General features: G+C 50.1%; 15 protein-coding genes. 11 read left to right on the top strand and 4 right to left on the bottom strand.

Annotated features, from left to right (window positions below; genetic code table 11):
* Positions 1 to 17 precede the first annotated feature (17 nt).
* From VSQ62_RS23960 to glmM, 3 genes are all read left to right on the top strand, one after another.
* The gene (locus VSQ62_RS23960; protein ID WP_334637236.1) at positions 18 to 731 is read left to right on the top strand and encodes an IMP cyclohydrolase; all 714 of its coding nucleotides are present in this window, start codon (positions 18 to 20) and stop codon (positions 729 to 731) included.
* Between the two features lie 28 nt (positions 732 to 759).
* On the top strand, positions 760 to 1,938 hold the full coding sequence (locus tag VSQ62_RS23955) for a phosphoribosylaminoimidazolecarboxamide formyltransferase (RefSeq protein ID WP_334637233.1): 1,179 nt from the start codon (positions 760 to 762) through the stop codon (positions 1,936 to 1,938).
* Positions 1,939 to 2,057: 119 nt separating this feature from the next.
* Complete coding sequence (gene glmM, locus VSQ62_RS23950; RefSeq protein ID WP_334637767.1) at positions 2,058 to 3,404, top strand: phosphoglucosamine mutase; 1,347 nt, start codon at positions 2,058 to 2,060, stop codon at positions 3,402 to 3,404.
* Positions 3,405 to 3,469: 65 nt separating this feature from the next.
* On the opposite strand, the gene VSQ62_RS23945 is transcribed toward glmM, so the two are convergent.
* Positions 3,470 to 4,312, bottom strand: a complete 843-nt coding sequence (locus VSQ62_RS23945; RefSeq protein WP_334637231.1) for a YitT family protein — start codon at positions 4,310 to 4,312, stop codon at positions 3,470 to 3,472.
* A gap of 153 nt (positions 4,313 to 4,465) precedes the next feature.
* Between VSQ62_RS23945 and eno the strand changes: the two genes are divergently transcribed.
* The 6 genes from eno to VSQ62_RS23915 all read left to right on the top strand — a co-directional run bounded on the left by eno (position 4,466) and on the right by VSQ62_RS23915 (position 9,800).
* Positions 4,466 to 5,764, top strand: a complete 1,299-nt coding sequence (gene eno, locus VSQ62_RS23940; RefSeq protein WP_334637230.1) for a phosphopyruvate hydratase — start codon at positions 4,466 to 4,468, stop codon at positions 5,762 to 5,764.
* 123 nt (positions 5,765 to 5,887) lie between these two features.
* A complete protein-coding gene (secG, locus tag VSQ62_RS23935) occupies positions 5,888 to 6,130 on the top strand; it encodes a preprotein translocase subunit SecG (RefSeq protein WP_334637229.1) in 243 nt (80 codons plus the stop codon).
* 89 nt (positions 6,131 to 6,219) lie between these two features.
* Positions 6,220 to 8,406 carry a ribonuclease R gene (gene rnr, locus VSQ62_RS23930; protein WP_334637228.1) on the top strand — a complete coding sequence of 729 codons (2,187 nt, stop codon included), beginning with the start codon at positions 6,220 to 6,222 and terminating at the stop codon, positions 8,404 to 8,406.
* Positions 8,369 to 8,836 carry an SsrA-binding protein SmpB gene (gene smpB, locus VSQ62_RS23925; protein WP_334637227.1) on the top strand — a complete coding sequence of 156 codons (468 nt, stop codon included), beginning with the start codon at positions 8,369 to 8,371 and terminating at the stop codon, positions 8,834 to 8,836. Before rnr ends, smpB begins: the two co-directional genes overlap by 38 nt.
* A 24-nt stretch (positions 8,837 to 8,860) precedes the next feature.
* Positions 8,861 to 9,097, top strand: coding sequence for a hypothetical protein (locus tag VSQ62_RS23920; protein ID WP_334637226.1), 237 nt, complete (start codon positions 8,861 to 8,863; stop codon positions 9,095 to 9,097).
* Positions 9,098 to 9,179: 82 nt separating this feature from the next.
* A complete protein-coding gene (locus VSQ62_RS23915) occupies positions 9,180 to 9,800 on the top strand; it encodes a zinc-ribbon domain-containing protein (RefSeq protein ID WP_334637225.1) in 621 nt (206 codons plus the stop codon).
* 100 nt (positions 9,801 to 9,900) lie between these two features.
* Here VSQ62_RS23915 and VSQ62_RS23910 read toward each other — a convergent pair whose 3' ends face one another.
* Both VSQ62_RS23910 and VSQ62_RS23905 read right to left on the bottom strand, forming a co-directional pair.
* The gene (locus VSQ62_RS23910) at positions 9,901 to 10,326 is read right to left on the bottom strand and encodes an Hsp20/alpha crystallin family protein (RefSeq protein WP_334637223.1); all 426 of its coding nucleotides are present in this window, start codon (positions 10,324 to 10,326) and stop codon (positions 9,901 to 9,903) included.
* A 196-nt stretch (positions 10,327 to 10,522) separates the two neighbouring features.
* A complete protein-coding gene (locus tag VSQ62_RS23905) occupies positions 10,523 to 10,873 on the bottom strand; it encodes a helix-turn-helix domain-containing protein (protein WP_334637222.1) in 351 nt (116 codons plus the stop codon).
* A gap of 264 nt (positions 10,874 to 11,137) precedes the next feature.
* On the opposite strand from VSQ62_RS23905, the gene VSQ62_RS23900 reads away from it, so the two are divergent.
* Positions 11,138 to 13,759: a DEAD/DEAH box helicase gene (locus tag VSQ62_RS23900; RefSeq protein ID WP_334637221.1), complete on the top strand. Its 2,622-nt coding sequence runs from the start codon at positions 11,138 to 11,140 to the stop codon at positions 13,757 to 13,759.
* A gap of 28 nt (positions 13,760 to 13,787) precedes the next feature.
* The gene (locus tag VSQ62_RS23895) at positions 13,788 to 14,519 is read left to right on the top strand and encodes an SWIM zinc finger family protein (RefSeq protein WP_334637220.1); all 732 of its coding nucleotides are present in this window, start codon (positions 13,788 to 13,790) and stop codon (positions 14,517 to 14,519) included.
* A gap of 70 nt (positions 14,520 to 14,589) precedes the next feature.
* Here the strand turns inward: VSQ62_RS23895 and VSQ62_RS23890 are convergent, their stop codons facing one another.
* Complete coding sequence (locus tag VSQ62_RS23890; RefSeq protein WP_334637219.1) at positions 14,590 to 15,915, bottom strand: alpha-glucosidase/alpha-galactosidase; 1,326 nt, start codon at positions 15,913 to 15,915, stop codon at positions 14,590 to 14,592.
* Between the last annotated feature and the right edge of the window lie 28 nt (positions 15,916 to 15,943).

The following is a 15,943-nucleotide window of genomic DNA, read 5'->3' as shown; positions in this document are numbered from 1 at the left end:
AAAAAAGGAGAATTTTTATGGAAATGATATCAATTGAGAAGGAATTAAGGGAGAACTCGTATCCGGGACGCGGCATCATTATCGGGAAGAGCGCGGATGGAACGAAGGCGGTGACGGCGTATTTTATCATGGGGAGAAGTGTGAACAGCCGCAACCGCATTTTCGTGGAAGAAGGAGATGGAATCAGGACGCAGGCGTTTGATCCGGCGCTGCTTACCGATCCAAGCCTGGTGATCTATGCGCCGGTGCGGGTGCTGGGGAACAAGACCATCGTGACCAACGGCGACCAGACCGATACCATCTATGAGGGAATGGACAGCCAGATGACGTTCGAGCAGTCTTTGCGAAGCCGTGAGTTTGAGCCGGACGGCCCGAACTACACGCCCAGGATCTCAGGGATCATGCATATCGAGAATGGAAGCTATAATTACGCGATGTCCATCCTTAAGAGCAACAACGGCAGCCCGGACAGTTGTAACCGTTATACCTTCGCGTATGAGAATCCGGCGGCAGGGGAGGGACATTTCATCCATACTTACCGCTGCGACGGCAATCCGCTGCCGAGCTTTGAGGGAGAGCCGAAACTGATCGGGATCCCGGATGATATGGAAGCGTTTACCGATATGCTGTGGAGCAGCTTGAACGAGGAGAACAAGGTGTCTCTGTTCGTGCGGTACATTGACATTGCAACAGGAACTTACGAGACGAAGATCGTGAACAAGAATCAGTAAATGTAACAGGATACGAGGAGGAACGAACATGAAGGAATTAGAATTAAAATATGGCTGCAATCCCAATCAGAAGCCATCCAGGATCTATATGGCGGACGGCGGCGAACTTCCGATCCAGGTGTTGAACGGCAGGCCGGGATACATTAATTTCCTGGATGCATTTAACGGGTGGCAGTTGGTGAGTGAACTTAAGAAGGCGACCGGACTTCCGGCGGCGACGTCCTTCAAGCATGTGTCCCCGGCGGGGGCTGCAGTAGGGATGCCGCTTACAGAGACTCTTGCGAAGATCTACTGGGTGGATGATCTGGGAGAGCTGTCGCCGTTAGCGTCTGCCTATGCCCGGGCAAGAGGGGCGGACCGGATGTCTTCTTTCGGAGACTTTATCTCTCTGTCGGATGTCTGTGACGTGGATACGGCAAGGCTTATCAAGCGTGAAGTATCAGACGGTGTGATTGCGCCGGGATATGAGCCGGAGGCGCTTGACATCCTGAAGGCGAAGAAGAACGGCAATTATAATGTGATACAGATCGATCCGGAGTATGTACCGGAGCCGCTTGAGCACAAGGATGTGTTCGGGATCACGTTCGAACAGGGAAGGAATGAGTTGAAGATCGACGACGAGTTCTTTGCCAATGTGGTAACGGAGAATAAGGAGCTGACAGAGCAGGCGAAGATCGATCTTGCCATCTCCATGATCACCCTGAAATACACGCAGTCCAATTCCGTGTGCTTCGTGAAGGACGGACAGGCTATCGGTATCGGCGCGGGGCAGCAGTCCAGGATCCACTGCACCAGGCTTGCGGGCCAGAAGGCGGACAACTGGTGGTTAAGACAGTCTCCCCAGGTGATGAATCTTCCGTTCGTTGATTCGATCCGCCGCGCGGACAGGGATAACGCGATCGACCTGTACATCGGCGAGGATTATATGGATGTGCTTGCGGACGGAGCATGGCAGGCAATCTTCAAGGAGAAGCCGGAGGTATTCACAAGAGAAGCCAAGAGGGAATGGCTTGACAAGCTTGAGAATGTTGCGCTTGGGTCAGACGCGTTCTTCCCGTTCGGGGATAATATCGAGCGTGCACACAGAAGCGGAGTGAAGTATATCGCGCAGCCGGGCGGGTCTGTGAGAGACGACAATGTGATCGATACCTGCAATAAGTATGGTATGGCGATGGCATTTACCGGGCTCCGGCTGTTCCATCATTAGAAATAATAGTTGTATATTTGCTCAAAACCTTATATAATAGTAAAGATGTTTGCGATGATCGTGCAAAGAATGCGGTAAATATGGCAAATGAAGCGAATGAAATGAAGGAGCTGACAGTTATGGGTAAATATTTTGGAACAGATGGTTTCCGTGGTGAAGCGAATGAGGTACTGACGGTGGAACATGCATTCAAGGTAGGGCGGTTCCTGGGCTGGTACTACGGACAGGATCACAAGGCGAAGGTTGTGATCGGTAAGGATACAAGAAGAAGCAGTTATATGTTCGAGTATGCGCTGGCGGCAGGTATCACGGCGTCGGGTGCGAATGCATATCTTCTACACGTAACGACGACGCCGAGTGTTTCCTATGTGACAAGGACAGATAATTTTGACTGCGGGATCATGATTTCAGCAAGTCATAATCCTTACTATGACAACGGGATCAAGGTGATCAGCGGGAAGGGACATAAGCTGGAAGCCGAGGTCGAGGAGAAGATCGAGGCTTATATCGACGGAGAGATGGGCGAACTGCCGCTGGCGAAGAAGGAAGACATCGGACGTACCGTCGATTATGCGGCAGGAAGGAATCGGTATATCGGTTATCTGATCTCACTGGCTACCCGTTCCTTCGAGGATATCAGGGTAGGGCTTGACTGTTCCAACGGAAGCGCATTTGCCATCGCAAAGAGCGTGTATGACGCGCTGGGCGCCAAGACCTATGTGATCAACTGTGAACCGGATGGAACGAATATCAATACCAACTGCGGTTCCACGCATATCGAAGTGCTTCAGAATTACGTGAAGGAGAAGAAGCTTGACGTGGGCTTCGCGTATGACGGCGACGCGGACAGATGTATCGCGGTGGATGAACACGGCAACGTGGTAGACGGAGATCTGATCCTCTATATCTGCGGCAAATATATGAAGGAGAACGGACGCCTGAACGGAGATACCATCGTGACGACGATCATGTCCAACCTGGGGCTTTACAAGGCCTGTGACAAGGCGGGGCTTAAGTATGAGAAGACTGCCGTGGGCGATAAGTATGTATATGAGAATATGGTGCGCAATAATTTCTCCCTTGGCGGGGAGCAGTCCGGCCATATTATTTTCAGCAAGCACGCGACAACAGGAGACGGAATACTTACGTCTCTGATGGTGATGGAGGTCATGCTGGAGAAGAAGATGAGCCTGGCGAAGCTTGCAGAGCCGGTGAAGATCTACCCGCAGCTTCTTAAGAATGTCCGTGTGGCAGACAAGAAGACGGCGAGAGAGAATGCGGCGGTTACGAAGGCGGTAGACGCAGTTGCCGAGGCGCTTGGCGACGACGGACGCATCCTGGTAAGGGAGAGCGGTACGGAGCCTGTGATCCGCGTAATGGTGGAGGCAGCTACGGATGAACTGTGCGAGAAATACGTGAACCAGGTGATTGATGTGATCAAGAAAGAAGGCCTTATGGTCGGTTAGAGTTATAGAATGTTAAGAAAAAGGTCCCCAGGCGGGGGCCTTTTTGTATGGTAATATGTCTGCGGTTATACAGAGTGGAATCCCTTACCGATGATTTCGCTGGTATTCGAGATCAGCAGGAAGGCGTCGGGAGAATTCTCCTTAATATAGTTCCTGAGGCGTATCGCTTCTATACGGTTCAGTACCGTGAAGATGATATATTTGTCTTCACCACTGAATGCACCTTTGGCCAGAACGATGGTGGCGCTTCGGTGCAGGTCTTCCTTGATATAAGAGCATATAGGCTGCGGATTGCTGCATACAACGTTAAAGTATTTGGACAGATTCAGACTCTCGATGAATCCGTCGATCATGAAAGAGCGAAGCGCAAGACCAAGGAAGGAATACAATCCGGTCTCAATGTCGAATACGAAGCATCCGGCAAGTGTAATGAAGAAATCCGTGACCAGCAAGGCGTTGCCGATGTTGAAGCTGGTATATTTCTTCATGATCATGGCAACCACGTCGGTGCCGCCGCTTGATGCGCCGATATTGAACAGCACTGCGGAGCCGATGGAGGGCAGCGCAATGGCGAATGCCAGCTCAAGCATGGGCTGGTCTGTCAGGGGATGGCTCATAGGATAGATTCGTTCCAGCGCCGATAAGGTGACAGACAGAAGGATGCTGCTGTAAGCGGTCTTGGCGGCGAATTTCTTCCCCAGTACAAAGAAACCGATCACGAGCAGGATCATGTTGGCGACGAAGGAAAAATCACTGGCGGAGATGACGCCAGACTTGGCGACAAGGACGGCAAGGCCTGTGATCCCTCCAAAGGTAAAGTTGTTGGTAAACTTGAAGAAGTAGATACCGGCAGCCATAATAAGCGTACTGACCGTAAGGTAAGTAAAGTTTTTAAATTGTGATTTCATGACAATTTCCTCTGCAAAATGTAATATTTAAAAAAGTGTTCATCGACACCACACCGATTGTAACGCCGGAACAGAGAAAAGTCAATGATATTTTACATCTGTATTAGAATAGGAAAATCAGTACATAATACCTTCTATAAAGGAGGAAATGAGATGCATAAGTATTTACCGATTACGGATGTATACGCAAGAGAAATCTTAGATTCCCGCGGGAATCCTACCATAGAAGTAGAAGTGCTGGCAGGAGAGACTCATCTTGGAAGGGCAAGTGTTCCGTCGGGTGCGTCTACCGGCCAGTATGAAGCACTGGAATTGCGGGATAAGGAGGCGCGGTACGGCGGTCTTGGAGTGGAACTTGCGGTTGATCATGTGAATGCGAAGATCGCGCCGGCGATTATAGGGGTCAATGTGTTCGATCAGCCCATGATAGACCGGATCATGCAGAAGCTTGACGGAACGGGGAACAAATCGAATCTCGGAGCCAATGCCATGTTGGGCGTCTCCATGGCCGCCGCCCGTGCTGCCGCCCGCGCACTTCGTATTCCTCTGTACTCTTATCTCGGGGGAACGAATGCGAAGCGCCTGCCGGTGCCGATGATGAACATCATGAACGGAGGCAGACATGCGGACAACACCATAGATATCCAGGAATTTATGATCATGCCGGTGGGAGCGTGCTGCTTCAAAGAAGGTCTTCGGATGTGTGCGGAGATCTACCATGAGCTGAAGCGCCTGCTGAAGAAGCACGGATATAGCACAGCCGTAGGTGACGAAGGAGGATTTGCCCCGAATCTCTCGGATGCGAAGGAGGCGCTGCGCTTCATCATGGAGGCGGTGCAGGGCGCGGGCTACAGGCCGGGAAAGGATATCCGGGCTGCCTTGGATGTGGCTGCGACGGAATTGTACGATCATAAATCCAGGAAATATATTTTCGAGGGTGAGAGCAGGATGCATGGTCATCAGGTGGTACGCTCGGCGGAAGAATTGATCGATTATTATGAAGAACTGGCAGAGGAATTCCCGATTGCATCCATTGAGGATCCGCTGGATGAGGAGGACTGGGAAGGCTGGGAGATCCTGACAACACGGCTTGGAGTGAATCATCAACTGGTGGGAGACGATCTCTTTGTCACCAACGCAGAGAGGCTGAAAAAGGGAATTGAGAGGGGAGTAGCGAATGCGATCCTTATCAAAGTCAATCAGATCGGAACCCTGACGGAAGCATTTAACGCAATCGAGATGGCTAAGAATGCCGGGTATCGGACGATTGTATCCCATCGTTCCGGGGAGACGGCAGATCCCATAATTGCGGATATCGCGGTGGCATTCAATTCCGGTCAGATCAAGACCGGGGCGCCGTGCCGTTCCGAACGGGTAGAAAAGTATAACCAGCTTCTGAGGATCGAAGAGAAACTAGGGGATGTGGCGGAGTATGGCAATCCATTCTTATGATGGGGGATATCACATTTCTCAATTCGGGACGCAGTAAAATTGAAAAATACTGCGTCCCCCTTCTTGCTATTTTGGGTATCTTGTGCTAGAATGATAGAGGTTCAGTTGCAGGAGGTGTAGAAGGTGGAGATTTTAAAAATTGTTTTAATGATCATATTTGCAATAGACTGTATTGCACTTACAGCTATCGTTCTGATGCAGGAGGGTAAGTCTGCAGGACTTGGCACGATCAGCGGTATGGCAGACACTTACTGGGGACAGAACAAGGGCCGTTCCATGGAGGGTGCGCTTGTGAAGTCTACGAAGTTCCTTGCAGTCCTGTTTATTGTATTGGCAGCAGTGTTGAATTTGAAGGTGTTTGCATAAGATTAGGTATATTTTTGTGAGACGATGGGACACTCCTGTGTAGGAGTGTCTATTTGTATATAGGGGATTTGTGAGGAGAGGTATAGAAGATGGAGCAGGGTTTTGAGAAGCGAAGGAAGGTAGTCTATGATCTGATGTGTGACAGCCTGTATGTGCCTATGAAGTTTAAGGAGCTGGCGATGCTCCTGCAGGTTCCAAAGGAGCAGAGGGATGAGCTTAAGAAAGTGCTGGAGTCATTGGAGGCGGACGGTAAGATATATCTGTCGAAGAGAGGGAAATACTGCCGCGGCGAGGCGAAGCGCCTGACAGGCGTTTTCCGTGCCAATGTAAGAGGATTTGGGTTTGTCATCACTGAGGATGAGAACGCGGATGTATATATCAGAGAAGAAGATACGAACGGTGCGTTTGACGGAGATCAGGTGGAGTTCGTACTTACACGGGAAGCGAAGGGAAGAAGCCGTGAAGGCAAGATCGTGAGGATCATCGCCAGGGGAGTGACCCGGATAGTCGGCCTGTATCAGCGCAGAGATCCGCAGAATTATGGATTCGTGATACCGGATAATCAGAAGTTCGCCCGGGATGTTTTTATCCCCATTGAGAAGTCGAAGGGTGCGGTGGACGGCCACAAGGTTGTAGCGGAACTTACTTCTTACGGGGAGGAAGGTAAGAAGCCGGAAGGCAGGGTGACGGAGATTATCGGACATATCAATGATCCGGGCACGGATATCATGTCGATCGTCAAGGGTTATGGACTTCCGGTGGAATTCTCAGAGAAGATCCTGAATCAGGCGGAGCGGGCGGCCAAGGATGTCAGTGAGGCAGATATGGCCGGAAGGAAGGATCTGAGAGGCTGGCAGATGGTGACCATCGACGGGGAGGATGCCAAGGATCTGGATGATGCAGTCTCGGTGACCAGAGAAGGGGACAACTATATCCTGGGAGTTCACATTGCGGATGTGACCAATTATGTTCAGGAGAACAGCGCGATCGACCGGGAAGCCAGGGAGAGGGGGACGAGCGTCTACCTTGTGGACCGGGTTATCCCGATGTTACCCCATAAGCTGTCTAACGGGATTTGTTCTCTGAATGCCGGGACAGACCGTCTGGCGTTAAGCTGCATTATGACGGTGAATCCCAAAGGGGTCGTGATCGGGCATGAGATCGCGGAGACGGTGATACATGTAGATGAGAGGATGACTTATACCAGTGTGAAGAAGATCCTGGAAGATAGGGATCCGGAAGAGACGGCAAGATACCGGGAGTTGGTCCCTATGTTCGAACGAATGTATGAGCTGTCTCGGATCGTCCGCGGGCGCAGACAGCGGCGGGGCTCCATTGATTTTGATTTCCCGGAGTCGAAGCTTGTGCTCGATGAGGATGGGAGACCGCTGGAGATCAGGCCTTATGACCGCAATACTGCGACGAAGATTATTGAGGATTTCATGCTTCTGGCCAATGAGACGGTAGCGGAAGATTATTATTGGCAGGAGCTTCCGTTTGTATATCGTACCCATGAGGTGCCGGACGAGGAGAAGATACGGGCGCTTGCGACATTTATCAATAATTTCGGTTATTCCATGCATATCGGAGTCAATGAGATCCGGCCCAAGGAGATCCAGAAGCTTCTTGCCAGGGTGGAGAATACTCCGGAGGAAGCGCTGATCTGCCGTTTGGCGCTTCGCTCTATGAAGCAGGCGAGATATATGCCGGAGAATATCGGGCATTTCGGACTGGCGGCCAATTACTATACTCATTTTACCTCACCGATCCGAAGATATCCGGATCTTCAGATCCACAGGATCATCAAGGATAATTTAAGAGGGCGGATGGATGAGAAGAAGATCGCGCATTATCAGGGAATCCTTCAGGAGATAACGAAGCATTCCAGTGAGATGGAACGTAGAGCCGACGAAGCGGAACGAGAGACGGTCAAGCTTAAGAAGGCAGAATACATGCGGCAGCATATCGGGGAAGAATTTGACGGAGTGATCTCCGGTATGACCAAATGGGGCATGTATGTGGAGCTGCCGAATACGGTAGAAGGTCTGGTGCATGTGACGAATATGACGGATGATCATTACGATTACTATGAAGACAGATATGAGATGGCGGGGAGCCATACCCGCAGATCATACAAATTAGGTCAGCAGATACGCGTGAGGGTCCTTGGTGTGGACCGGCTGATGCGCACGATAGACTTTGAAGTGGTGGGAAATGCACCGGGGAGGGGGAAGACAGATGGCGAAGACGAATGGCAAGATGATCGCGAACAATAAGAAGGCGTATCATGATTATTTTATACTGGATACCTACGAAGCGGGGATCGCTCTTCACGGAACGGAAGTGAAATCCCTCAGAATGGGCAAATGCAGCATCAAAGAATCATTTATCCGGGTGGAGAACGGCGAGGTCTACATCTACGGCATGCATATCAGCCCGTATGAGAAGGGGAATATATTCAATAAGGATCCGTTAAGGATCCGCAAGCTCCTTCTTCACAAGTCGGAGATCAATAAATTGTTGGGCAAGACGAAGGAAAAGGGGGTGGCGGTCGTCCCCCTTAAGGTATATTTTAAAGGCAGTCTGGTGAAGATCGAGATCGGTCTTGCGAAGGGGAAGAAGCTGTATGACAAGCGTCAGGACATAGCGAAGAAGGACCAGCAGAGAGAGGCACAGAGAGACTTTAAGATACGGAATTTCAGTTGAGTTTTGTTAAGGAGGCAAAAGAAGATGGTACCGACGAAGAAAGATGATCTGAGGAAGCTGGTGACGCAGACGACGATAGAGACCTATGAAGAACTGACGCCGCAGCTCGTCAGGCTGATCGAGCAGACGAAGCAGGATCATTCGCTTAGCGAGGCGCAGAAGCAGGATGAGATATCCCTGCATATGCTTGGGTATGTGAAATCCTGTACCAATGAGATCATTGTCGAAGTGTTGGCGGAGATCCTGGGGCTTGACGACTGAGGAATAGATGAAAAAATGATTGCGTTAACGGCGGATTAGGAATACAATAGTATCAGAACATACAGTGAAAGGAAGAAGAGATATGGCATATTGTGTAAAATGTGGTGCAAAGGTGGACGACGGAACCATGTCATGCCCGCAGTGCGGCGCGCCGATACCGGAGCTTGCCGGGGGACGTTCGGACAGCCGGACAGCCGGGAGTACGGCTGATTACAGTCAGTCGGGCGGACAGGAATATACGTATGGGCAAGGATATACATATAACCAGAGCAATGGTTCAGGGACGGCAGGGTATGCACAGGAGCCGTATGGTTCATATGGATATGGTTCATATGGATATGGTTCGCAGGCGTATTTTGACCGGAGCGAAGTGAGCCGCAACAAAGCGATGGGCGTACTGTCTTACATCGGGATATTGGTGCTGATACCGCTGATCGCGGGAGATAAGCAGTCGCAGTATGTCAAACAGCATGTGAACCAGGGGTTGATACTATATATTCTATCCAAGATCATTGATTTTATAGAGGGCGACTGGTTCTGGGGAATACATTCGTTCTTCCATTTTGGTGGGAACCTATTCTCCTGGGCGTTTGATATCATAGACCTTGCCCTGCTGATCCTCCTGATCATGGGGATTGTAACGGCGTGCAGAGGTGAGAGAAGAGGGCTGCCGTTTATTGGTAAGATTAAGTTATTCAAATAAGAAGTTATTAAAGACAAGGCATCGTGCCTGCGGATCATCCGTAGGTACGATGCCTTTCTCATATGTCTTCTCGAAGCCCGACCGGCGCTGTGCCTGCCGCTTACTCGATTGTGATCAGTCTCGGCTGTTCTTCCTGCTTCTGGATCTCCTTAGGGAAAGTCAGGTGAAGAACACCGTCCTTGAACGCTGCTCTGATGTCATCCTGAGTCAGCGCGTCGCCCACATAGAAGCTTCTGTTGCAGGTGCCGGTGTAGCGTTCCTTGTGGATACAGTTGCCCTTGGCATCCTTCTCCTCCTTCGTCATATCCTTATGGGCGGAGATTGTGAGGTATCCGTCCTTAAGATCAGCCTTGATGTCTTCCTTGGTATATCCCGGAAGCTCCATCTCTACCATATAATTGCCGTCCTTCTCATGAATATCCGTCTTCATGATCTGGGCAGATGTATGATCGTAGGAACGGCTAAAGAACGGATCGTTGAACATATCATCGAATAAATTGTTGAAACTTCTGTTTGCTAATAACATAAATCATTCCTCCTTGAAAATCTTCTTATGGTTTATTATATCCCATAAGATATGAAAATTATTTATTGTTTTGTTTGCTATATATATTATATAACACATATTGTTAGCAGAGTCAATAGGTGAGTGCTAAAAAGTTGAAAAAAATAACAATGAGATCAGGAGGCAGGTGAATGATTCACATGCCTCCTGCGCGTGTCTAATTATTCAGTTCTTCGTCTTGTAGTTCCAGTAAGTGAAGATGTTTGAGCAGATCTTCCTGGGAGCGTGTAGACAGACGGTAATATCTTACCAGCAGATTTTGTGCGTCAATGGAATCTGCGCGGGATTCATCCAGAGATATGGAATCGGAATGCGTACCATCCAGAAGATAATCAACAGGTACATGAAAGAGGTTGGAGAATGCTACCAGCTTCTCATGGGAGGGCTGCCGGTTCTTCGTCTCATAACCGGCAATGGTAGAACGTGCAACATTGATGCGTTGTGCAACAAACTCCTGTGACATGTTATTTTTCTGACGCAGAGCTTTTAGTTTTTCGGCGAATGCCATGGTAAGAATTCCTCCTTTGTACATTATGGAATATTTTACCAATTGTGGCAGAAAAGAACATACAATGTGCCGTAAGTAAACTGAAAGTGCCGAAAAGCAACATATATGCGCCCAGAGGACGGCAGACAGATGCTTGCGATACCGCTGACAGCCTTTGACGGAAGAGACGGGAAGATTGTAATGGATTGACAGAACAAGCTTGAATTCCGATATTAAATCATATATACTAAAAAAATAAAACTAATTAAAGAAAGAGAAATATGGATGATGTCAGCAAAAGATAAGCAGAGATCGGCGATTAATTTCTTATTCACCCCGGAGGGATTTACTCCGGACATATCGTCGCTCGAATCAGAAAAGGACCAGCAGGAAGCTGTAAAGTGGATAGCAGAAGGCGGATATGCCGCCCTCTATCAGTTTGGACTGGGGGGAAGACCTGCAGAACCTACACCTTCGGAAAGTTTTTTGTATCAGGTGGCGGATACATTTTTTAAACAGCTTACGGATCTGCCGGAGCTTGAACTGGTGCGCCAGAAAGCGAAGGTAACGTTAGGGGAAGAGACGGCCGAGGAGCTTCTCTGGGCGGTTCCGTTTGTGATCGGCGCCGAGTATATCTCGAAGAAGTGGCTTAAGAATGCATTCAAGAAGCTCCAGGCGATCTTCGCCAGAGAGATTGCGGCTTATGACGGCACGGTGGAGATGTATCTGACGGAGAAGAACCAGGAACTTCGGGTGCCGGAGAGGGTATTCTTCCATCTGGTAGAGAACCCTAAGGATGATTGTCCGTTCGCGTTCCTGGCTACCTATGCGACGAAGGGAACGGACGGGAAGGTGAAGCATGTTCCTCTGAAATATGCGCTGACAGAGTTCAGCAGCGACAGGGGGAAGCTGCTTTCTCTGTTGGCGTGCCTGAACCGTGCGGCAGAGGTATCGGAGCTGATCGCCGGTTTTATGGACAGCGGCGAACTATTTCATCCGCTGAAGCTGACAGCGGATGAAGCATATACGATACTGAAGCAGGTAGAAGAGATCGAGAAGACCGGGATCCTGTGCCGGATTCCCAACTGGTGGAAGAAGAAAGCAGCGTCAGTGTCCATGGCTGTGAAGCTGGGCGACGAGAAGCCGTCCATGCTCGGTTTTGACGCGCTGGTATCCATGAAGCCGCAGTTGATGGTAGACGGCGTGGAACTGACGGAAGAAGATGTGCAGATTCTTCTTGCGCAGACGGAAGGGCTTGCCCTCCTGAAAGGCAAATGGATCGAGGTAGACCATGCCCGGTTAAAGCAGCTCCTGGAAGAGATGGAAGGGCAGACGAGAGAGGTCACCCTGATGGACGCATTGAAGATGGAGATGGGGACGAAGAGGAGTGAAGAGGCGCCGGATGTAGGGCCGCTGATCACCAATGGGAAATGGCTGTCATCTCTCCTTGCGAATCTGCGCAAGCCGGAGAAGATCCGTAAGACAGCGGTTCCGGGGACGGTACAGGCAACGCTGCGTCCGTATCAGAGGAACGGGTATGCATGGCTTAGCTATATGGATCAGCTTGGATTTGGCGCATGTCTGGCAGATGATATGGGACTTGGCAAGACCCTGCAGGTGTTGACTTATTTGGAGAGATTACGGAAGCAGGAGAGGAATGCCCGGGTGCTGTTGGTGGTACCGGCGTCTTTGCTTGGGAACTGGCAGAAGGAAGCAGAGAAATTCGTACCAGAGATGGATCTGTCCGTTCTCCATGGGGGAGGAGCTGCAACTCTTGGAAAGAAGGTTAAGGCAGAGCCGGTATTTTTGAATATCACAACCTATGGAATGGCGTCAAGGATCAAGGAACTGCGGGAGATTGAATGGTCCTGCATCATATTAGATGAAGCGCAGGCGATCAAGAATCCCGGTACGAAGCAGACCAAAGAGATTAAGCAGCTGAATGGGCGGATGAAGATTGCTATGACGGGTACGCCGATCGAGAATGATCTGACGAATCTCTGGTCATTATTTGATTTCCTGAATAAGGGGCTTATGGGTACGTCCATGGAGTTCAGGGAATTCTGCAGACGTCTTAAGGATAACCCGGAGGACTACGGGAAATTGAAGTCCATGGTAGCGCCGTTCATGCTGCGGAGACTTAAGACGGACAAGCGCATTATCAAGGATCTGCCAGAGAAGCTGGAGACCATTGATTATGCCGGATTATCGAAGAAACAGGTGGTATTGTACCGGGAAGTCGTGGATGATATGGAGAAGCGTGTCGAGGATGCCGATGGTATTGAGCGGTGCGGGATCGTGCTGTCAACTATCGTGAAGTTGAAGCAGATCTGCAATCATCCGGATCAGTATTTGGGACAGAGTACATTTTCAGAGGAAGACAGCGGCAAATTCGCGATGCTCCGTGAGATCTGTGAAACCATCTACGAGAAGAGGGAACGTGTACTGGTGTTTACCCAGTTCAGGGAGATCATCGATCAGTTGGCAGCGTTCTTGCGGGAGATATTCCATGCGGACGGATATGTGCTCCATGGCGGTACGCCGGTGGCAAGCCGGGGACAGATTGTGGAGGCATTCCAGGGTGAGGCGTATGTTCCGTTTATCGTATTATCTGTTAAGGCAGGAGGGACAGGACTGAATCTGACGAAGGCGAACCATGTGATCCATTTCGACCGCTGGTGGAATCCGGCGGTGGAGAACCAGGCAACGGACCGTGCATTCCGCATCGGGCAGAAGAAGAATGTGATGGTGCACAAGCTGGTATGCCAGAAGACCGTGGAAGAGAGGATCGACCGTATTATCGAATCGAAGAAGGAACTGGCGGCGAATGTGATCGGCTCCGGCGGTGAGAGCTGGATCACGGAACTTGGCAACGATGAGCTGATGTCCTTGCTGAGGCTGGGATAATATCTGTTAATTAAGGAGATGTGAGCATATGAGCAGTAAATATTGGACCGATATCCCGCAGTACAGTCAGCCGAACGCGTCAGAGCTGCGTCAGAAATCGGCGGCGAGCAGGAAGAAGGAGAAAGCAAAGGGCAAGATATTAGAGCCGGTCACCGCCAAAGGGAGAATGATTGTCAATGAGTGGTGGGGCAAGGCATGGTGCGATAACCTGGAGAGATATGCGGACTATGAGAGCCGCTTAGACCGCGGGAAGCGCTATATCCGTACCGGCGCGGTGATCGATCTTAAGATCCAGAAGGGGAAGATCCTTGCCAGGGTACAGGGAACGCGCAAGACACCCTATAAGGTAGAGATCAGGATCAGTCCGCTGTCGGAGGAGAAGTGTCAGGCGATCATCCAGAGATGCGGCAGGAAATTAGAGAATCTGGAAGCGCTTCTTGCAGGTGATTTTCCGGAAGAGATGAAAGAACTGTTCCAGAGTAAGGAGGGGCTGTTCCCGTCACCCAATGAGATCAGCTTTAGCTGCAGCTGCCCGGACTGGGCGCTGTTGTGTAAGCACGTGGCTGCGGCTCTCTATGGAGTAGGCGTGCGTCTGGACGAGAATCCGCTGTTGTTCTTTGAGCTCAGGGGAATCGAAGTGGGAAGGTTCATCGACGTGACTCTTGCGAACAGGGTGGAGGCAATGCTTGCCAATGCCGGGAATAAGACCGGAAGGATGTTGGATGAGGGAGAGATAGGCGGGTTGTTTGGAGTGATCTGAGATTGATATAGAATAAGGGGGACGCGGTACGATCCGATTGTACTGCGTCCCCCTTTATCTTAGGTTACTCTTACCGATAATCCTTCATATAATCACCGTGTGCCTCGATCAGTTCGTCGCACATGGCCTTAATATCCTTGATACTCAGCTCTGCGGCGGTATGCGGATCCATCATGGCCGCCTGGTAGATCTTCTTGCGGTCCTTGGTTACAGCGGCCTCGATCGTTAGAAGCTGTGCGCTGATGTTAGCGGAATTCATTGCTGCCAATTGTGTCGGAAGCTTGCCTACGGTTGTCGGATGTACGCCGGTTTTGTCAATGTAGCATGGTACCTCCACGCAGGCGTCCGCCGGAAGATTCGTGATATACCCGTTATTGATCACATTACCGCCGATCTTGTACGGCTGATCGGTTACGACAGCTTCCATGATGTAGGAGGCATATTCGCGGCTTCTCTCATGGGTGATCTTACCGTCATTCAGGATATCCTCTTTTTCTTTGTTCCATTTCTCGATCTGTTCGATACAGCGTCTTGGATATTCATCCAGAGGAATGTTGAATTCATCGATCAGCTCAGGATATCTGGATTTAATGTAGAATGGATTATATTCTGCATTGTGCTCGCTGGACTCTGTACAGTAATATCCAAGATCGCGGATATATTCCAGACGAACCATATCGTTGTGCTTCTCGCCGGAGGTATTCTTCTCCTCCGCGCGTCTTCGGATCTCAGGATACAGGTCGTTGCCGTCCTTATCCCGGATATCCAGGAGCCATCCCATATGGTTGATTCCGGCGATCAGCTCCGTTCTGCCCTCAAGCTTATCCTCCATTCCCAATTCTTCGAGAAGAGTCTTCGAGCAGATCTGTACGCTGTGGCAGAGACCGACCGTACGAACCTTCGTAAACCGCTGTAAATACCCGGTCAGCATCGCCATCGGGTTAGAATAATTCAAGAATAAAGCATTTGGACACACTTCCTCGATATCCCTTGCGAATTCCTCAAGAACAGGGATTGTGCGCAGGGCGCGCATGATTCCGCCGATTCCAAGAGTATCTGCGATAGTCTGTCTCAGGCCGTATTTCTTCGGAATCTCAAAATCAGCGATGGTACAAGGATCATAACCGCCTACCTGGATCGCGTTTACTACAAAATCCGCGTCCTTTAATGCAGCCTTGCGGTTCTCTACGCCCAGATAGGACTTGATACAGGCTCTATCCTGATTGACATTATGATTGATGGCGCTTAAGATAATCTGAGAATCTTCAAGACGCTGTGCATCAATATCATACAGTGCGATCTCGCTGCTGCATAACGCCGGGGAACACATACAATCCCCCAGTACGTTCCGTGCAAATACTGTGCTTCCTGCTCCCATAAATGTAATTTTAGCCATAATTCATTACCTCCTTAAGTATGGAAAT

This window comes from Sporofaciens sp. JLR.KK001 (assembly GCF_036941055.1).
GTDB lineage: Bacteria > Bacillota > Clostridia > Lachnospirales > Lachnospiraceae > Sporofaciens.
The sequence above is the reverse complement of the archived record's forward strand: the minus strand, read 5'-3'. Positions and strand labels throughout refer to the sequence as shown.